Origin of the sequence: Streptomyces cellostaticus (assembly GCF_023630175.1) — a bacterium.
Taxonomy (GTDB): Bacteria; Actinomycetota; Actinomycetes; order Streptomycetales; family Streptomycetaceae; genus Streptomyces; species Streptomyces cellostaticus_A.
On the sequence record NZ_JALLIN010000014.1, the window covers coordinates 75666 to 93231 of the forward strand.

Here is a 17566-nt window from a genome sequence, read left to right on the forward strand (position 1 = left end):
TGACTGAAGGTGGGGGCGGCGCCATACCAGGAGCGCGCGCACAAGGGATCGTACCGACCCGGGACCGCCGACCGCGAAACGGTTACTTTCAGTCCGTATCCCGGTACGCCTCGGTCCCGTGTGCCCGCGCGCCCCGGTGCCGTGCCGCGGTCCGCCCCGGTCGCGCCGGTCCCCTCCCGGCGCGTCTCAGTCCCCGTCCCGGTACGCCTCCCCGCACGCCTCCTCGAAGAAGTCGAGGTTCTCGTGCAGCGACTTCATCAGCCGGTCCCGCTCGGCGTCGTCGACCTGGACGGGTACGACCCCGCCGGCGCCGGTGAGCCTGCGGAAGCCGCCCCGGCGCTCCAGCCGGCCGTGCACCCGGACCGGGAGTCCGACGAGGTGCGCGTGCCCGGCGATGCGGTAGTCCTCCTCGCCCAGGATGACGCGGACGTGCGGGACGTCGGCGCCCGCGAGGACCCGCAGCCGCACGGCGCCCTCGCCCAGCGGTCCGGAGCGGCGCAGCCGGACGACGGCGCCGGTGATCCGCACCGGCACGGAGGGTTCGGCGCGCAGGTAGCGGGCGCCGGCCGCGCGCAGGGCGGGCAGGTCGCCCGGCGAGAACTCGACGGGTTCGGCCGGGGCCGCGCAGCCCTCGGGGACGCCGGCTCCGGGCGCCCAGGCGACCGCGACGCGGGCCCCCTCGGTGCCGCGCACGAGAGCGGTGAGCGCGTCGGTCAGTTCACGGCTGGCACCGGCCTCGACGGCGCCGTCGAAGGCGTCCATGCCGCCGGTGGCGCGCTGGTAGTCGACGGCCTCGCGCACCGCGTACAGCGCGTGGTGGAGACGGACGGCGAGCGGGCGGCCGCCGGCCACGGGCACGAAGGCCGTGAGTCGGCGCCCCTCGGCGCCGGGGCCGACGAGCACGTTCTCCAGCAGGGCCGCGGCTGCGGAGCGGTGCCGGGCGCCGTGGTAGCCGGCCCGCGCACGCGTGGCGAGGGCCGCGGCGAGGAGCAGTCGGCGGGCCGCGCCGCGCAGCCGCTCGTCGGCCGTCCAGGCCGCGGCCCCGGACGGTCCGCCCGGGGTGTCCCGCCACCAGCGGATCTCGTCACTGGGCACGGCGAGGGAGATCAGGACCTCGCGCGCGGACGGGGTGCCGCTGCGGGCGAGCGCGTCGAGGGCCTCGCCGAGCAGGTCGTCGCTGTCGGGGAAGGCGCGGCTCTCGGGGAGCAGCAGGCTGGTGCCGGCTCCGCCGGGACCCGGCGGGGTCCAGCGGCCGTAGCGCCCGGCCGCGCCGCCGCGCCGCCGCCAGCCGTGCCGGCGCAGCAGGGCGCCGAGCACGGCGGGGTCGACCGCGGCGGGGTCGGGTGGCCGGTGCCAGGCGGGGTCGTCGGGGTGCGGCCGGGCCCGGCGCGGAAGTTCCTCCTGGGGACGGCTCCTCATGGCCTGCCTCCCGTCCCGACCCGCGCCATGATCTCGCACAGCGCCCGGTCGTCGAAGATGCGTGAGGTCGCGATCCGCACGGTGGTCCGGTGCCGGCCGGTGACCGGCTGCCCGGCGAGGTTGACCCAGTAGCAGCAGTGCCGCAGGTCGAGCCGGTCGTGGCCGGCGCGCAGCCAGTCGTCCGGGGACCGCGGGACCAGCATGACGACCAGGATCTTGTGCACCGAGACGGGTGTGCGGGCGAGCTTGCGCAGGTGGTCGTTGTCGAGCGTGAACGAGAAGAAGCGGCCCGGGGGGTTCGGCGCGATCTGGTAGGTGCACTTGAGCTGCACCTTGATGGTGACCTCGTCGTCGACGGTGTGACCGGGCGCGCTGTGGCTGACGTGCCAGTCGATGCCGTTGTCCGGGAAGGGCTGGGACAGCGAGCAGCCTGCCGCGGCGGCGACCGCGTGCAGATAGCCGACCTGCAGTGTCTCCATGCAGGCGGTGGTGGCGAGCGTGCCGCGGAGGTGACCCGTGCGTTCGGGCAGCAGCCCGCCCCGCTCGGGCTGCGCAATGGCCATGACCAACAGCCTTCCGAGCCAGGGGTTTCCCCGTGACGGGCCGCTGAACTGCAAAGACCCGTACTCCTGTTGTGTCCTTCCGGCGTACGGCGCAAACGGCCCGGGTATCACCAAACAGGCAGAAGACGGGATGTCACCCGCCGCGGGTGAACGAGGAGTTGTATTGCGATGACGAGCTGGTACGAGGGGCCGTTGGCCGCCTTCGACACGGAGACGACGGGTGTGGACGTCGAGGCCGACCGGATCGTGTCGGCCGCCGTCGTGGTCCAGGACGCGCCGGGCACCCGGCCGCGGATCGTCCGCTGGCTGGTGAACCCCGGTGTACCGGTGCCCGGGGCGGCGACCGCGGTGCACGGGCTGACGGAGGAGCACCTGCAGCACAACGGCCGCTGGCCGGCGCCGGTGATGTACGAGATAGCCGACCGGCTCGCCGAGCACGCCGCGATGGGACGGCCGCTGGTGGTGATGAACGCGCCGTTCGACCTCACCCTGCTGGACCGGGAGTTGCGCCGGCACCGGGCGTCCTCGCTGGACCACTGGTTCCAGGCGGCCCCGCTGCGGGTGCTGGACCCTCGGGTGCTGGACAAGCATCTGGACCGCTACCGCAAGGGCCGCCGCACGCTGACCGACCTGTGCGCGCACTACGGCGTCGACCTGGACGGCGCGCACGAGGCGGCGGCGGACGCGCTGGCCGCGCTGGAGGTCGTACGGGCGGTGGGCCGCCGCTTCGCGACCCGCCTGGAGCGCCTCTCCCCCACCGAACTGCACACCCTGCAGGTCAACTGGCACGCGGCCCAGGCACGCGGCCTGCAGGCCTGGTTCGCCCGCAGCGGCTCGGAGGAGACGGTCAGCACGGACTGGCCGCTGCGCCCCGACCTGCCGGCGGCGGCGTGAGCGCGGCGCGCCGAACGCGGCAGGGTCCTTCCCCGTGGAGGAAGGACCCTGGCGTACCGGACACGGTGGGCGATACTGGGTTCGAACCAGTGACCTCTTCGGTGTGAACGAAGCGCTCTCCCACTGAGCTAATCGCCCGGCGACGCCCTGAACAATACAGGGCTCCGCGGGGTTACTTCAAACCGCTCGGAGGTGGCGCAGCAGTCCGCGGCGGCCGCCGGCCATCATCAGCGCGTGGTTGGCCCGCAGGAGCGGCCGGGCCGGTACCGCGAGCCGCCTGAGCAGGGGCTTGGTCACATCGACGACCTGTTCGTAGCGGGCGAGCGTGCCCGGGCCCGCGGGGGTGACGGTCCAGCGGGCCCAGCCCTCGATGTCGCCGGACACGGCGGCCTCCAGGACGCCGGCGGCCGGGTCGTGACGTGTCTCGCGGACGGTGAGCGTCAGGTCGTACGGCAACAGGGAGCGGATGGTGAGGACACCGGTGGCGGCGTCGGGGCGGCTGACCGAGCGCACCTGGGGCCACCAGCGCGGATAGTCCTCGGGCCGCTCCAGCACGGCGAACACGTCGGCCGGCGCAGCGGGCAGGGACCACAGGGCGCGGAAACGGTAGTGGTTCCAGTCCATGGCCCGAGTCTGCCCGCGGCGCCGGATCCGAGTCCGCGTACGCGGACTCGGCGACACGCGGTACACGACGCCCGGCAGACCCGGGGGGCGGGCGCCGCCGCCCGTGCGACGGCGCAGGCCACGTGACCCTTCGTCAGCCGGTCACTCCTGCGCGGCGTCGCGACCCCGGCACGGTGAAGCGGACCGCGGGGCCGCGGACGCGGTCGCCGCCGGGCTCGGGGCGCCGTCGCGGGGGCCGGTGCCCGCGGTGCCGTGGGGCCGGTGCGTTTCCGCGCCGCTCGCCGCCGGCCTCGCCGTCCTTCGCGCCGCCCGCGCGGAAGTGATCCGGGCTCAGATCGTTCTGCGGCACCTGATCCTGAGGCCGTCGGGAATTCCGCGCTTGTCGTACTTCCGGGGGAAGGTGACGACGTTTTGGAAAACGCCTGCGGGATTTCCGTCGGCGGCCGCGTCCGGAACTTCTCCCGGAACGATTGATACGTCCGGAAGTCGGTCTTGACCTTGATCTTGGAGCACTCTTTCCCGAAGAGCGCGAAACGCCGTTCGATCTTCCCGGCCCGCCCTTCGACAGCCACCGGCAGTAACGGACGGTCACCGCATCGAACCCGGGACGACCGCCCCGCCGCACCGCGGCCGAAGCCCGGGAACGTCGCCGGGCACCCGGGGCGGCGGCCGGGGAACCGGTCGGCCTCGGGCCGTGTGCCCCGCAGGGTTCCCGCCGGTTCCCGCAGGGGGCGACGAGGCGCCCGACAGGCACGGGCAGGCCCCGTCGGTCGGGGGACGACCGCGCGCGGCGTGCCCCGTGCCCCGACGACGACGGCCCACCTGCTTCTCGCAGGTGGGCCGTGTTCCGGGTGGGCGATACTGGGTTCGAACCAGTGACCTCTTCGGTGTGAACGAAGCGCTCTCCCACTGAGCTAATCGCCCGGGCGCAGGAAGAACATTACCCCATGTCAGGGGGTGCCTCCGACCAGGGGGCGGGCCGGGCTGCCGGGGTCCGGCGCACCGGTGGCGGCTCCGCTCACTGGTTCTCGATCTTCCAGGGCATCACCAGGCCGAACTTCCACAGGTAGATCCCCACCAGCACCCCGATCGTCACCAGGCCGATCACGGTGAGCGCGATGTTCCGCCGGCGCACCCGGGGATCGAGGGCCCGCTGGGCCGCCTCGGTGACCTTGCGCTTGGTCCAGCGCAGCACGAGCTGCGCCCAGACGAACTCGGTCGCCCAGATCGCCATGCCGCCGAAGATCACCACCCAGCCGGGGCCGGGCAGCGGCAGCATGACGATCCCGGCCGCGACGACCGCGAGGCCGATCACGAAGACGCCGACCTGCCAGCTCAGATGCAGGACTCTGCGTGACCGGACGAACCGCGGAGCCCTGGAGCCGAGTCCCCGCTCGGCCCGCTCCTCGCCTGTCTTCATCTCGCCCGCCTCGTCGATGGCCACGACAACGCCGCCCCGGTCGTCACTCCCCGTATTCATACAGACAAACCCTACCGTAGTGAATCAGTCACCGGAATGGTCGCAACCCTCACCGAAGTTCTCGGCCGGAAGAGTTACGTAAACCCACGCAAAACCCTCAGAGGGGTTTACAACGGCACCGTAGGTGGCATGTCGATTTCGCCGACGTGCGAATCCCCGAGCGCACACTGAGCGAAAGGCCCTGGCGCTTATGAACACCACGGTCAGCTGCGAGCTGCACCTGCGCCTCGTTGTGTCGAGCGAGTCCTCCCTGCCTGTCCCCGCAGGCCTGCGGTACGACACGGCCGACCCCTACGCCGTGCACGCCACCTTCCACACCGGAGCCGAGGAGACCGTCGAGTGGGTGTTCGCCCGCGACCTCCTCGCCGAGGGTCTCCACCGCCCCACCGGCACCGGAGACGTCCGCGTCTGGCCGTCTCGCAGTCATGGCCAGGGCGTGGTCTGCATCGCCCTCAGCTCCCCTGAGGGAGAGGCTCTGCTGGAGGCCCCGGCGCGGGCCCTGGAGTCCTTCCTGAAGCGAACCGACGCCGCCGTGCCGCCCGGCACGGAGCACCGGCACTTCGACCTGGATCAGGAGCTCTCGCACATCCTGGCGGAGAGCTAGGCCGCGCCCCACCAAGCCGCCCGGCGCCGTCCACTCGGGGAGACGGCTCGGGCTCAGGACAACCGCATACGGCACAGGCCCGCGCCGTCACCGTGAGTGCTCACGGTGATGGTGCGCGCCTGCGTGTGTACCGCGCGCGTCCGGGCGTGGGAGACTCGGGACTCCCAGGGGCACGGGGCGCCGTGCCGGCGGACGGCCGGCGGGGCGGTACCCGATGTGGTGGGCGCGGTTGTCGCTACTATCGGCCGGCATCGGCGGGCGCCCGCCCGACCTCCAGGCCAGGGAGCGAAACGTGCTGATCACCCACGACACCCGCTGCGCCCTCGACACCGTGGTGGATCTGGTGAACTCCGTGCCGGACGACGGGGCGGCGGCGGACGGGCTGCCGGATGTCGCGGCACTCGCCGATTTCGTGCGAAGCCACAACATGAGCGACGTGGGCGTGCTGTCGGAGTTCGACCTGTCGGCGGTGCGCAAGGTCCGCAGCCGGTTCGCGGGGATCTTCGCCGCGCCGGACGCCCGGGCGGCGGCGGCGCAGATCAACGAACTGGTGGCCGCGGCCGGCACCACCCCGCGCCTCACGGACCACGACGGCTACGACTGGCACGTGCACTACTTCGCTCCCGGCGCGTCCGTCGCGGACCATCTGGCGGCCGACTGCGGCATGGCGCTCGCCTTCTTCGTGGTGGCCGGGGAGCAGGAGCGGCTGCGGCGCTGCGAGGCACCGGACTGCCGGCGCGCCTTCGTGGATCTGTCCCGCAACCGCTCACGGCGCTACTGCGACAGCCGGACCTGCGGCAACCGGCTGCACGTGGCCGCGTACCGGGCACGGCGCAAGGAGGCGGCGGGCTGACCGTCCGGGTGGGCCGGACCGCTCGTGCCCGTCGGGGCGACGCCTGTCCCGGCGGGTGACGCCGGGACGGACGTGTACGGCTCACAGCAACAGCAGGTCGTGCAGCGCAGCCATGAGGATGAGACACCCGATCACCGCAAGAAAGATCATCAACGGTGGCTGGGAAAGGGCGAAGAGGCATCCGCGCGGCTCGTCCTTCGGCGGCGCGGCCTCGCTCTCTGACGTGTCCAGCATCTCGCGGCCGATGATGGACCAGACGGCACCCCGTTGGCGATCAGCACACCCACCGAGTGCGGGTGTGCACCGTTTTCCCCACGGACCGGTTCACCTTGGTTCCGGATGTGAACGGTTTCAGGTCATATGCCGTGCTTCTTCAGGATGGCCTCGATGTCGCTGAAGTCGTCGCCGGAGGTCGCGCCCTCGGGCGGGGAGGCCGGCCGGGCGGCCGGGCTCCTCCCGGCGCCGAGCGAGGGCGCCGAGGCCGCCGGCGCCACCGCGTCGGTCCGGGCACCGCGAGCGGCGGCGCGCTCGGCCCTGCGGTCGGCGCGGGTGCCGCCGCGTCGGCGCTCGACGGCGCGCGTCCCGGCGAACAGCAGCCCGGCCGCGGCCAGCACACCGAAGCCGGCCCAGGCCGTGGGGCTGAGGGCGGTGTCGGAGAGCCACCCGACGATCCCGGTCATCACCAGGCCGATCGGCACGAGGGAGTAGGCCGCGATCCGTGCGGCGGAGAGGTAGCGCTTGCGGTAGGCGGTGACCACCGCAATGCCCAGGCCCGCCGCGGACACGGCGGAGCAGACGGTCTCGGCAATCATCCGGTCCTCCTGGCGGGCTCGGTCGGCCGGCGGGTCGAGGACGGCACGGGGTGTGCGCCTCGTCTGTTCCATCCTGCACCGTCCCGGTCCCGCCGGGCCACGCTCCGGCCCGACATCAGGGAGATCTCCGGGTCGTCTCCTCCGTGGGTCCGGTCCGCGTGCCGCCCCGGGACGGTCCGCGCGAGGCCCCCCGAACCCGCGAGGCGGGCCCGGACGACGGTCCCCTGGGCCTCCCGCGGGCCCGGGGCGGCGCCCGATTCGGTCCCCGAGTGCCCGCCTGGAAGACTGGTGACCATGAGCGACTCCTCACCCCACCGCGCCGAACCCCTCGTCCTCGACGTCTGGTGCGAACTCCAGTGCCCCGACTGCCGGAGCGCCCTGGACGACGTCCGTGCCCTGCGCGCCCGCTACGGGGACCGGCTGGAGCCGCGGCTGCGGCACTTCCCGCTGGAGAAGCACAAGCACGCCTTCGCCGCCGCCCAGGCCGCCGAGGAGGCCCTGGCCCAGGGGCAGGGCTGGCCGTACGTGGAAGCCGTGCTGGAGCGGGTCACGGAGCTGGACCGTGCGGGAGAGCCCCTCCTGGTCGAGGTGGCCCGCGAACTGGGTCTGGACGCGGAGGAGTTCGACACCGCCCTGATCGACGGCCGGCACATCCTGATCGTCGACGCCGATCAGGCGGAGGGCAAGGCCGTCGGGGTGACCGGCACCCCGACGTACGTCATCGGCGGCGAGCGCCTCGACGGCGGCAAGAGCCAGGAGGGGCTGCGCGAGCGGATCGAGGAGATCGCCGACCGGCTGCTGGCCGAGCGGGCGTGACCCGGCCCGGCCACCGTCGGCCCCCGTGGCCGCACGCCCGTCCGCCCCGCGACGCCCGACGGGCGGACGACTCGATTTCGGCGGCACGGCCTACAGCAGCGGCTTGCTGAAGGCCGACTCCTTCGTCTCGTAGCCCAGTGACTCGTACAGCCGCTCGGCCGGGGCGTTGCCGGCGAAGACGTTGAGCCCGAGGACCGGCCGGCCGGCCGCGATCGCCCGGCGCTCCGCCAGCAGCATGAGCGTCCGGCCGTGCCCCCGGCCCCGGTGGTCCGGGTCGGTCTCGACGTCGAAGACGAACCCCCTGTCCTCCTGCAGGGCCAGCCACAGCACACCGACCCGCGTGCCCGCGTGCTCCAGGACGCTGAAACTCATGTCCCCGGTGGACCGCCCCTGCGGCAGCAGCGTCTCGTGGTCCCTGCGGGCCTTGGCGTGCGCGGCCGCCTCGGGCACGCCCCGCTCGATCCACATCCGGGCGTAGTCCTCCAGCGCGTGTTCCTGCCAGGCGGCGAACTCGGCGGGGGTCATGGGCCGGGCCTGGCTTTCCGGAGGCAGTTCGGGCGGAGCGCCGCCGAGCCGTTTCTCCATGCTCCGGTTGCGCAGGGAGTAGCCGAGAGCGCCGACCAGCCGCGTCGCGCCCTCCTCCGCGGCCGGGACCACGACCTCCATCCGGGTGCAGCCCCAGCCGCGGGCGACCTCCTCCGCGGCCAGCGCGGCCACCGTCCCCCTGCCGCGCCGCCGGTCCGGCTCGGCGATCCGCACCTCGATGATGCGCGCCACCGCGTCACCGAGGTTCGCCGAGGTGCCGAGGTGGAGCACACCGACGGGGCGGCTGTTCACGCACACCTGGTACCGGCGCGAGCGTGTTCCGTCGGCGTTGCGCTGAAGCGGCTCGGCCGGCCGCAGGGTCGTCGTCATCACGGGTGTTCTACCCGCTCGGCGGGCCCGGGTCAGCCGAATTTCGGGCCGGTCAGGGATCCAGGTCGTGCCCGGACCGCTCCTCGAAGATCCGCATCGCCTTGAGGGTCGCCGGACCGGGGGCGCCGGGCAGCTCCCGGTCGTCGATCCGGTGCACCGCCTGGACGTCGCGCAGGGAGGAGGTGAGGAAGACCTCCTCGGCGCGCTCCAGCACGTCCAGCGGCAGATCGGTCTCCCTGGCACCGGTCCACTCCACCACCAGGGCGCGGGTGATGCCGGGGAGGCAGCCGGAGGCGACCGGCGGGGTGTGGACCTCGCCGTCCAGGACGACGAAGACGTTCGACCCGGTGCCCTCGCAGAGCTGTCCGACCGTGTTGCCGAACAGGGCCTCGGAGGCGCCGTGTTGGTGGGCGCGGGCGAGGGCGACGACGTTCTCGGCGTAGGAGGTGGTCTTCAGGCCGGTGAGCGCGCCCCGCTCGTTGCGGGTCCAGGGCACCGTGATCACGGCGGTGCTCTCCGGGCGGCGGGCGGTGTCGCCGAGGGCGACCACCAGGGTCGGGCCGTGCTCACCGCGGTCGGATCCGAGCGGTCCGTGGCCGCCGGTGTAGGTGATGCGCATCCGCCCCAGTGGCGTCGGGGTGGCCCCGAGCACGGCCGCGCAGGCGCGCCGGACCTCGTCGAGGTCGGGGTCGGGCAGGCCCAGGCCACGGGCCGAGCGGGTCAGCCGGTCCAGGTGGCGGGTGAGGGCGAAGAGTTCGCCGTCGACGGCCTTCACCGTCTCGAAGACGCCGTCGCCGACGGTCAGCCCGTGGTCGAAGACGGACACCCGGGCGGAGTCGATGTCCCGCAGAGCGCCGTCCAGCCAGATCCTCATGTGAGAGCCCCTCCACTTTCCTGGTACAGCCCCGACGCTACCGCGAGCAGCCGGGACGCCTTCAGCTCGGTCTCCCGCCACTCCCCCTCGGGATCGGATCCCCAGGTGATGCCGGCACCGGTGCCGAACCGCAGCACCGGCGCGCCGGGGGATGAGCGGTCGATCCAGAAGGTGCGGATGCCGACGGCCAGCTCTCCGACGCCCCGGTCGGCGTCGACCCAGCCGATGCCGCCGCAGTACGGGCCGCGCGGGACGGGTTCCAGGGCCCCGATGATCCTGAGCGCGCTGGACTTGGGGGCACCGGTGACGGATCCGGGCGGGAAGGCCGCGGCGAGCAGCTCGGGCCAGCCGGTGTCCGGGCGCAGTTCGCCGCGGACCGTGGAGACCAGGTGGACCAGGCCGGGGTGCTTCTCCACGGCGCACAGGTCGGGCACGCTCACGCCGCCGGTGGCGCAGACCCGTCCGATGTCGTTGCGGACCAGGTCCACGATCATCACGTTCTCGGCGTAGTCCTTCTCCAGCAGGTCCGCCTCGGTGCGGCCGGTGCCCTTGATGGGGCCCGACTCCACGGTCCGGCCCGCGCGGCGCAGGAACAGCTCCGGTGAGGCGGTGGCGATCTCCACGCCGTGCTCCGGCAGCCGGACGGTGCCCGCGTACGGCGCGGGGTTGCCGCGGGCCAGCAGGGCGGTCAGGGCGTCCACGTCGGCGTCGGGGGCGACGGGCGCGCTCAGCACCCGGCAGAGGTTGGCCTGGTAGACCTCACCGGCGGCGATGTGCTCGCGGATCCGGTCCACGGCCGCGGTGTACCCGGCGCGGTCCAGCGAGGAGGTCCAGTCGGTCCCCGCCGGGCCGCGCCAGCCGCCCGGCACCGGGGCGGGCACCGGCTCCTGCCGGACTTCGGCGAAGCGGGCGCAGGTCAGGCGGCCCTCGAAGTCGGCGCAGACGGCCCAGAAACCGGCCGAGTCCAGGGCCGCCGGGTCGTCGGTGACGTCGAGCAGACCGGTGGCGAGGCGGGTGCCGAAGCGGGCCAGGGGAGGTGGGCCGGAAGGGTGGTGAAGCACGGGGTCGAGTCTAGGGCTGGTGTCCGAATCGCGGCCGGGAGACGTCCCCCGGGAGGCGCCGGCCGCCTGATCCGCCGGGTGCAGCGCAGCACGCTGCGCAAACGCGTTTTTGTACTGGCCCGGGAATCCGCTAGAGTTCATCACGTCGCCGGGACGCGGGAGCGGACCGAAACGACAGGCGGACGTAGCTCAGTTGGTAGAGCGCAACCTTGCCAAGGTTGAGGTCGCGAGTTCGAGCCTCGTCGTCCGCTCGAAGGAAGAAGGGGTCGTCCCGATCCCCTACACTCCTGGTGGAGTGGCCGAGAGGCGAGGCAACGGCCTGCAAAGCCGTCTACACGGGTTCAAATCCCGTCTCCACCTCCAAGGACGATTAGCTCAGCGGGAGAGCGCTTCCCTGACACGGAAGAGGTCACTGGTTCAATCCCAGTATCGTCCACTGGATCCGCCGGCTGGTACGGCAGGATCCGAACCCGCGCGATTAGCTCAGCGGGAGAGCGCTTCCCTGACACGGAAGAGGTCACTGGTTCAATCCCAGTATCGCGCACTGCCTGTGACGTGAAGGTCACAGTCCGCGGACGATTAGCTCAGCGGGAGAGCGCTTCCCTGACACGGAAGAGGTCACTGGTTCAATCCCAGTATCGTCCACACACCAGGAAGCCCCCGGCCGTCTCGTACGGCCGGGGGCTTCCGCGTGATCCGTGGCTCAGCTCGAGAACAGCATGCGGCCGAAGCTCTTGTGCCGGTGATGGCCGCCGTGGTGGCCCCCGTGGTGGCCGCCGTGATGGCCCCCACCGTACGGGGCGCCCCAGGCGGGTGCGGACGGAGCCGGGTACGCCTGCGGGGCGGCCGGGGGCGGGGGCGGGGGCATCGGCTGGGACCACTGGGACTCCAGGCGGGTCAGCGCCTCCAGCTCGCCGTAGTCGAGGAAGATGCCGCGGCAGCCACCGCACTGCTCGATCTGGACGCCGTTGCGGTTGTAGGTGTGCATCGGCGCGTGGCACTTCGGACACTGCATGGTCGGCTCAACTCCTCGCCGGTCGGTCCTGCTTGGTGTTTCCCCAGGACAGACTCCGCGCGGCCCCGGTCGGTTGCACCCTACGCCGGGAACCCGCGCGTCAACCGGTGCGGGGCGGAGGTCATTCGGGCGCACGCGTCGACCAGCGCCCGCTCCACCTCGTCCAGCGGACGGCCGGCGGCGATCGCCTTGGTGAGGGCGCGGGCCGCGGTCTGCGCGGTGAGCGCGCGGGCGGGGACGTCCAGGGCGGCCCAGGGGTCGCCGTTCGCCGGTACGGCGGGGCCGCCGGCCTCTCGGTAGGCGGAGAGGAACCGGGTCCACTCGTCGGGCGGGAGCAGGCCGCAGGCGTACCAGGCGGCCGGGCGGGCGAGGTCCCAGGCCGGTACGCCGAGGCCGAGGTCGTCCACGTCGATCAGCCGCCAGGGACCGTCGGGGGCGGGGTGCCGCACGAGCTGACCGAGGTGCAGGTCGCCGTGGCAGAGGGCGGGAGCGCCGGGCATGGGGGCCTCGGCGCGGGCCCAGGCGGGGAGCGCGGTCCAGGCACGCAGGACGGGGGGTCCGGCCGGGTGCGGGGCGGTGCCCAGGGCCGTGCGCAGGAGGTCGAGGGCCTTGGCGGCCTTGACGGGTCCGCGCATGGCGGGCGGGGGGACGAGGCCGCCCGGGACCGTTCGGTGCAGCCGGGCGAGGAGGGTGGCGGCCGCCTCCCAAGGTGCGGCGCCGGGGTCGTCCGGGGCGACGGGGACGCCGTACGGCCAGAGGGTGACGAGTCGGCCGCACAGGGCCGTGGGCGCGGTGGCGAGCGGGGGCAGCAGGACCTCCGGGGCGCCGGCCGCGACGGCCAGGCGGAGGGTGAGGCCGACCGGTTCGGTGTCCGGGGCGTGGGCCTTGGCCACGGTGCCGGCGTGCCGGACGACGGTGGCGTCGGGCCGGTCGGCGAGGGTCGCTCCCCGGCAGGCGCAGGGGCCCGCGCCGGGGAGTGCGTGGGCGTGGGCGGCGGCTCCGGCCTGGGCGGTCAGCGCGGTCAGGAGATTCACGGGGTCACTTCGGCCTCGGAGGTGGGGTGGCCCGGGGAGCCTACGCCCGCGCAGGGCGGGGGTGGGGTCGCGCCGTGGTGGTGGACGGTGTCCGCCGGACCCGGGGCCCCGGTGGTGGACGCGGCAGGCGGGCGCCCCGCACGCGGGACGGCGCAATGCCGGCGCAGCTCCCCAGCTGCGCCGGCATTCGTGCCGTCCGCCGCACCCCCGTCCCCACGGGGTTTCATGGATGGATGTCCCCGCCCGGACCGCTCTTCCGGGCCTGGGGTCGCCGCTCAGCGCCCCAGCATCGCACCCACGGACGACGCCTGTGTGGCCACCGTCTCCCAGCCGTCGAAGACGAGCAGGAGCAGGGCCGCCAGGGGAAGGGCCATGAGCGTCGCCACCAAGGGGTGGCGACGGCCCGTGCGGCGGGGGGCGAACGTGGTGCGCCGCGGTGCCGCGTGGGCCATGGTCCCTCTCCTGACCGTCTGTCGTACTTGCTCTTGTTCCAGCAGCGGCGGGTGCCCGACCTCGGGGGACGAGTGCTGGCACCCGCCGCTTGACCTCAAATCTAGGCGCGGGGGGCCTGGTGGGCGTCATGCCCTCGTATCGATCGGCGGGCCTCCCGGAGGATGAGCGGCAACCGGTGGCGTACTCCCCTGGGTGGAGACATGGACCTGACTCTCGGGGTCTTCCCGGAGGGGGCGTCCGCTGTGCCCCGTCATGTCCGGACCCGCCGACGCGTCACTTCGAGTGAGTTCGATCACTTCCTCCTTTTCCGGGCGGTCGGCGCGGGGTGTCCCGATCGTCCCGCGGCCGGCCCCGCCGACCCCGTTCCGGTGCGACCGCGAGTGCCGCGGCCGGGCCGCCGCGGCCTGCGCCCGGTCACCGCGCTCCGGATCAACACCCTTTTCCCACAGCACGGTTGAAGCCGCCTTGGCCTCAATGGCCCGGTGCGGGACGGTTTGCTGACCCTGTCTCACCCCGCCCGCGCGCGGCGGACAATCCCCCGGGCCGAGAGGGCGCGGCCTATGCGCGCGGGCGGCCGTGGAAACGTAAGCTGTGCCACGTCACAGGGACCGGGCAGCGGGGATGAACATGGCGATGATGCGCCTGAGGCGCGAGGACCCGCGCGTCGTCGGCTCGTTCAGGCTTCACCGACGGCTCGGCGCGGGCGGTATGGGCGTGGTCTACCTCGGCTCCGACAAGAAGGGCCAGCGGGTCGCGCTCAAGGTGATCCGGCCCGATCTGGCGGAGGACCAGGAGTTCCGGTCGCGCTTCGCCCGCGAGGTCTCGGCGGCCCGGCGCATCAGGGGCGGGTGCACGGCCCGGCTGGTGGCCGCGGACCTGGAGGCCGAGCGGCCCTGGTTCGCCACGCAGTACGTCCCCGGGCCCTCCCTGCACGACAAGGTCGCCGACGACGGCCCGCTCGGCGCGGCCGACGCGGCGGCGATCGGCGCGGCCCTGTCCGAGGGGCTGGTCGCCGTGCACGAGGCCGGTGTCGTGCACCGGGACCTGAAGCCGTCCAACATCCTGCTGTCCCCCAAGGGACCGCGGATCATCGACTTCGGCATCGCCTGGGCCACCGGCGCCTCCACGCTCACCCACGTCGGCACGGCGGTGGGCTCACCGGGCTTCCTCGCTCCCGAGCAGGTGCGCGGCGCCGCCGTGACACCGGCGACGGACGTGTTCTCGCTCGGGGCGACGCTGGCCTACGCGTCGACCGGCGACTCGCCGTTCGGGCAGGGCAGTTCCGAGGTGATGCTGTACCGGGTGGTGCACGAGGAGCCCCAGCTCCACGGGGTGCCGGACGCCCTCGCCCCGCTGGTCCGGGCCTGTCTGGCCAAGGATCCGGACGACCGGCCGAGCACGCTGCAACTGTCGCTCCGGCTGAAGGAGATCGCCGCCCGCGAGGCACAGGGCCTGGCCGAGGTCCGGCCGCCCGCGCAGCGTGCCGCCGAGGCGGACCTGCCCACCGGTCGGCTCGCCGACACCTACCCCGAGCAGCAGCGCGCCCAGCGGCGCACGGCTCCCGGTACTCCGCTGCCGCGTGGGAACACCCCCGCCCGGGGCGGCCGGCCCACCCGGGGCGGCGTCGCGCGGAACAGCGGGACCGCCTCGCGGCCGGGTGCGGCCCGGTCCACCCCGCCGCCGCGCGGAGGCGGCCCGCGCTCCGGCAGCCGTACCGGTCCGCGCAGCGGTCCGGGGCGGTCGGCACCGCGTCCGACGGGAAGCAGGCTGCGGCCGGCCAATCCCCGGCTGCTGCGGCAGCGGCTGTTCGTTTTCGTGGTGGTGACGCTGCTGGTCGCGCTCGGCATCGCGGTCGCGCAGGGCTGCCAGGGTCCGGCACGTGGTCTGGGCGGCGACGGGCGGCGGCAGCAGCAGCAGCACGTGGGGCTGGGCCAGCGCCCGCCGGCCGAGGGGTCTGCGGCCTCCCCGGTTCAGGCCCCGGGCCGTCCCGAGGCCACCGCGTAGAACGCCACCGCGGCCGCCGCGCCGACGTTCAGGGAGTCGACGCCGTGCGACATCGGGATGCGGACCCATGCATCGGCGGCGGCCAGGGCCCGGGCCGACAGCCCGTCGCCCTCGGCGCCGAGCATCAGGGCCACCCGGTCCATCAGGTGCGGGGCGGTCTCGTCGAGGGTGCGGGCCCGGTCGTCGGGTGTGAGCGCGAGGAGAGCGAAGCCGGCCTCGCGCACCGGGTCCAGGCCCGCGGGCCAGGTCTCCAGGCGGGCGTAGGGCACGGAGAAGACCGCGCCCATCGAGACCTTGACGCTGCGCCGGTACAGCGGGTCGGCGCAGTCCGGTGAGAGCAGTACCGCGTCCATGCCGAGGGCGGCCGCGGAGCGGAAGATCGCGCCGATGTTGGTGTGGTCGTTGACCGCCTCCATGACCACGACCCGCCGGGCGTCGCGCAGCAGGTCCTGCGTCGTCGGCAGCGGCTTGCGCCCCATGGAGGCGAGGGCGCCGCGGTGCACGTGGTAGCCGGTGACCCGCTCGGCCAGATCCGGGGTGACGGCGTACACCGGCGCCGGGATGTCGTCGATGACGTCCCGCATGGCGTCGATCCACTTCGCCGAGAGCAGCATGGACCGCATCGCGTACCCGGCGTCCCTGGCCCTTCTGATGACCTTCTCGCCCTCGGCGATGAACAGGCCCTCGGCGGGCTCGCGCCTGCGGCGCAGCTCGACGTCGGTCAGGCCCGTGTAGTCGCGCAGGCGCGGGTCGTCGGGATCCTCGATGGTGATGAGTTCGGCCACGGGGTGATACTGCCTTGTCCTGGGTGGGTCGGTTGCCGGCGGCTGGGAGGCGGGCGGGACGTCCCGGGCCCGGTGCTCCGGGTCGTGCGGGCTCAGGCCGCCGGTTCGGGGCCCACGTTCACCACCTCGCCCACGACGATGACCGCCGGGGGCCTGACGTCCTCGGTGCGCACGGTCTCGGCGACCGTGGCGAGGGTCGCGTCGACGCGGCGCTGCGCGGCCGTCGTGCCCTCCTGGACGAGGGCGACGGGGGTCTGCGGCGGCCTGCCGTGCGCGACGAGGGTGTCGGCGATCTTCCCGATCTTGTCGACGCCCATCAGGATCACCAGCGTGCCGGTCAGCCGGGCCAGGGACGGCCAGTCGACCAGGGACCGGTCGTCGTCGGGGGCGACGTGGCCGCTGACCACGGTGAACTCGTGCGCCACACCCCGGTGGGTGACCGGGATGCCGGCGGCGCCGGGCACGGAGATGGAGCTGGAGATGCCCGGCACGACCGTGCACGGGATGCCGGCCTCGGCGAGTGCCTGGACCTCCTCCATGCCCCGGCCGAAGACGAACGGGTCGCCGCCCTTGAGCCGGACCACCGACCTGCCCTGCCTGGCATGCTCGATCAGGGCGTTGTTGATGGCCTCCTGGGCCATGTAACGACCGTACGGGATCTTCGCCGCGTCGATGACCTCGACGTGCGACGGCAGCTCGGCGAGCAGGTCGCGCGGGCCGAGGCGGTCGGCGATGACGACGTCGGCCTCGGCGAGGAGACGGCGGCCGCGCACGGTTATCAGGTCCGGGTCGCCGGGGCCGCCGCCGACCAGCGCGACTCCGGGGGTGCGGGTGCGGTGGTGCGGTGCGACGAGGGTGCCGTCGCGCAGGCCCTCGACGACCGCGTCGCGGACGGCGGCCGTGTGCCGGGGGTCGCGGCCGCGGGCGTCGGTGGTGAGGACGGCCACCGTGACTCCCTCGCTGTGCCCGGTCGCCGGGGTCCAGGCGGTCGCCCGGTCGGCGTCGTCGGAGCGCACGCACCAGACGCGGTTCCGCTCCGCCTCGGCGGACGCGGCGGCGTTGGTCTCGGGGTCGCTGGTGGCGATGAGGACGTACCAGGCCTGATCGAGGTCGCCCTCGGCGTACCGCCGGCGCTGCCAGGTGATCTCACCGCCGTCCGCCATGGCCTCGACGGAGGGCGTGGCCTCCGGGGAGACGAGGACGATGTCGGCGCCTGCCGCGATCAGTGCCGGGAGGCGGCGCTGGGCGACCTGGCCACCGCCGAGGACGACCACACGGCGGCCGGAGAGGCGGAGGCCTACGGGGTAGGCGGGGTGTTCGGCCATGAGGGACGGCTCCTCGTGCAGCTCTCTGCGATGGG

The 17566-nt window shown here is 73.8% G+C and carries 19 protein-coding genes and 7 tRNA genes; 10 read left to right on the forward strand and 16 right to left on the reverse strand.

Going from position 1 to position 17566, the window contains the following annotated elements; all coding sequences use genetic code 11:
* Window positions 1-186: 186 nt before the first annotated feature.
* Both MXD57_RS11480 and MXD57_RS11485 read right to left on the reverse strand, forming a co-directional pair.
* On the reverse strand, window positions 187-1419 hold the full coding sequence (locus MXD57_RS11480) for a hypothetical protein (protein ID WP_250401259.1): 1233 nt from the start codon (window positions 1417-1419) through the stop codon (window positions 187-189).
* The gene (locus tag MXD57_RS11485) at window positions 1416-1982 is read right to left on the reverse strand and encodes a DUF4365 domain-containing protein (RefSeq protein WP_250401260.1); all 567 of its coding nucleotides are present in this window, start codon (window positions 1980-1982) and stop codon (window positions 1416-1418) included. The genes MXD57_RS11480 and MXD57_RS11485 overlap by 4 nt, the downstream gene beginning before the upstream one ends.
* Window positions 1983-2150: 168 nt before the next feature.
* On the opposite strand from MXD57_RS11485, the gene MXD57_RS11490 reads away from it, so the two are divergent.
* Window positions 2151-2876 (forward strand): 3'-5' exonuclease, encoded by a 726-nt coding sequence (locus MXD57_RS11490; protein WP_250401261.1) that lies wholly within the window; start codon window positions 2151-2153, stop codon window positions 2874-2876.
* A 66-nt stretch (window positions 2877-2942) separates the two neighbouring features.
* Here MXD57_RS11490 and MXD57_RS11495 read toward each other — a convergent pair.
* From MXD57_RS11495 to MXD57_RS11510, 4 genes are all read right to left on the reverse strand, one after another.
* Window positions 2943-3014: transfer RNA gene (locus MXD57_RS11495), tRNA-Val, on the reverse strand.
* A 39-nt stretch (window positions 3015-3053) separates the two neighbouring features.
* Window positions 3054-3500, reverse strand: coding sequence for an SRPBCC family protein (locus MXD57_RS11500; protein ID WP_250401262.1), 447 nt, complete (start codon window positions 3498-3500; stop codon window positions 3054-3056).
* Between the two features lie 852 nt (window positions 3501-4352).
* Window positions 4353-4424 (reverse strand) — tRNA-Val (locus MXD57_RS11505).
* A gap of 94 nt (window positions 4425-4518) precedes the next feature.
* Window positions 4519-4980: a TIGR02611 family protein gene (locus MXD57_RS11510; protein ID WP_250401263.1), complete on the reverse strand. Its 462-nt coding sequence runs from the start codon at window positions 4978-4980 to the stop codon at window positions 4519-4521.
* A 190-nt stretch (window positions 4981-5170) separates the two neighbouring features.
* Between MXD57_RS11510 and MXD57_RS11515 the strand changes: the two genes are divergently transcribed.
* Both MXD57_RS11515 and MXD57_RS11520 read left to right on the forward strand, forming a co-directional pair.
* Complete coding sequence (locus MXD57_RS11515) at window positions 5171-5584, forward strand: SsgA family sporulation/cell division regulator (protein ID WP_004002642.1); 414 nt, start codon at window positions 5171-5173, stop codon at window positions 5582-5584.
* 292 nt (window positions 5585-5876) lie between these two features.
* Window positions 5877-6437, forward strand: a complete 561-nt coding sequence (locus MXD57_RS11520; protein WP_250401264.1) for a CGNR zinc finger domain-containing protein — start codon at window positions 5877-5879, stop codon at window positions 6435-6437.
* A gap of 81 nt (window positions 6438-6518) precedes the next feature.
* Here MXD57_RS11520 and MXD57_RS11525 read toward each other — a convergent pair whose 3' ends face one another.
* Together MXD57_RS11525 and MXD57_RS11530 are read right to left on the reverse strand one after the other, a co-directional pair.
* Window positions 6519-6671: a hypothetical protein gene (locus tag MXD57_RS11525; RefSeq protein WP_174266498.1), complete on the reverse strand. Its 153-nt coding sequence runs from the start codon at window positions 6669-6671 to the stop codon at window positions 6519-6521.
* Window positions 6672-6793: 122 nt separating this feature from the next.
* The gene (locus MXD57_RS11530) at window positions 6794-7249 is read right to left on the reverse strand and encodes a hypothetical protein (protein ID WP_250401265.1); all 456 of its coding nucleotides are present in this window, start codon (window positions 7247-7249) and stop codon (window positions 6794-6796) included.
* Window positions 7250-7543: 294 nt separating this feature from the next.
* On the opposite strand from MXD57_RS11530, the gene MXD57_RS11535 reads away from it, so the two are divergent.
* Window positions 7544-8065 (forward strand): DsbA family protein, encoded by a 522-nt coding sequence (locus tag MXD57_RS11535; protein WP_250401266.1) that lies wholly within the window; start codon window positions 7544-7546, stop codon window positions 8063-8065.
* Between the two features lie 90 nt (window positions 8066-8155).
* Here the strand turns inward: MXD57_RS11535 and MXD57_RS11540 are convergent, their stop codons facing one another.
* The 3 genes from MXD57_RS11540 to MXD57_RS11550 are packed head-to-tail and all read right to left on the reverse strand — an operon-like array spanning window position 8156 to window position 10915.
* Entirely contained in the window at window positions 8156-8980 is an 825-nt protein-coding gene (locus tag MXD57_RS11540; protein WP_250401267.1) for a GNAT family N-acetyltransferase, read from the reverse strand.
* A 52-nt stretch (window positions 8981-9032) separates the two neighbouring features.
* A complete protein-coding gene (locus MXD57_RS11545) occupies window positions 9033-9854 on the reverse strand; it encodes an aminotransferase class IV (protein ID WP_250401268.1) in 822 nt (273 codons plus the stop codon).
* On the reverse strand, window positions 9851-10915 hold the full coding sequence (locus MXD57_RS11550; protein WP_250401269.1) for a chorismate-binding protein: 1065 nt from the start codon (window positions 10913-10915) through the stop codon (window positions 9851-9853). The genes MXD57_RS11545 and MXD57_RS11550 overlap by 4 nt, the downstream gene beginning before the upstream one ends.
* Before the next feature lie 178 nt (window positions 10916-11093).
* Here MXD57_RS11550 and MXD57_RS11555 point away from each other — a divergent pair.
* The 5 genes from MXD57_RS11555 to MXD57_RS11575 all read left to right on the forward strand — a co-directional run bounded on the left by MXD57_RS11555 (window position 11094) and on the right by MXD57_RS11575 (window position 11560).
* Window positions 11094-11166: transfer RNA gene (locus MXD57_RS11555), tRNA-Gly, on the forward strand.
* Window positions 11167-11204: 38 nt separating this feature from the next.
* Window positions 11205-11278 (forward strand) — tRNA-Cys (locus tag MXD57_RS11560).
* Between the two features lies 1 nt (window position 11279).
* Window positions 11280-11351: transfer RNA gene (locus MXD57_RS11565), tRNA-Val, on the forward strand.
* A gap of 36 nt (window positions 11352-11387) precedes the next feature.
* Window positions 11388-11459: transfer RNA gene (locus tag MXD57_RS11570), tRNA-Val, on the forward strand.
* Between the two features lie 29 nt (window positions 11460-11488).
* Window positions 11489-11560: transfer RNA gene (locus tag MXD57_RS11575), tRNA-Val, on the forward strand.
* 58 nt (window positions 11561-11618) lie between these two features.
* Here MXD57_RS11575 and MXD57_RS11580 read toward each other — a convergent pair.
* The 3 genes from MXD57_RS11580 to MXD57_RS11590 form a co-directional block, all read right to left on the reverse strand.
* Window positions 11619-11930 carry a TFIIB-type zinc ribbon-containing protein gene (locus tag MXD57_RS11580; RefSeq protein WP_250401270.1) on the reverse strand — a complete coding sequence of 104 codons (312 nt, stop codon included), beginning with the start codon at window positions 11928-11930 and terminating at the stop codon, window positions 11619-11621.
* A gap of 80 nt (window positions 11931-12010) precedes the next feature.
* On the reverse strand, window positions 12011-12964 hold the full coding sequence (locus tag MXD57_RS11585; protein ID WP_250401271.1) for a phosphotransferase: 954 nt from the start codon (window positions 12962-12964) through the stop codon (window positions 12011-12013).
* A gap of 275 nt (window positions 12965-13239) precedes the next feature.
* Entirely contained in the window at window positions 13240-13416 is a 177-nt protein-coding gene (locus MXD57_RS11590; RefSeq protein ID WP_250401272.1) for a hypothetical protein, read from the reverse strand.
* A gap of 622 nt (window positions 13417-14038) precedes the next feature.
* Here MXD57_RS11590 and MXD57_RS11595 point away from each other — a divergent pair.
* Window positions 14039-15421, forward strand: coding sequence for a serine/threonine-protein kinase (locus MXD57_RS11595; protein ID WP_250401273.1), 1383 nt, complete (start codon window positions 14039-14041; stop codon window positions 15419-15421).
* Here the strand turns inward: MXD57_RS11595 and MXD57_RS11600 are convergent.
* Together MXD57_RS11600 and cobA are read right to left on the reverse strand one after the other, a co-directional pair.
* The gene (locus tag MXD57_RS11600) at window positions 15388-16206 is read right to left on the reverse strand and encodes a TrmH family RNA methyltransferase (RefSeq protein ID WP_250401274.1); all 819 of its coding nucleotides are present in this window, start codon (window positions 16204-16206) and stop codon (window positions 15388-15390) included. The two genes, MXD57_RS11595 and MXD57_RS11600, sit on opposite strands and share 34 nt — an antisense overlap.
* A 92-nt stretch (window positions 16207-16298) precedes the next feature.
* The gene (gene cobA, locus MXD57_RS11605) at window positions 16299-17531 is read right to left on the reverse strand and encodes a uroporphyrinogen-III C-methyltransferase (RefSeq protein ID WP_250401275.1); all 1233 of its coding nucleotides are present in this window, start codon (window positions 17529-17531) and stop codon (window positions 16299-16301) included.
* Between the last annotated feature and the right edge of the window lie 35 nt (window positions 17532-17566).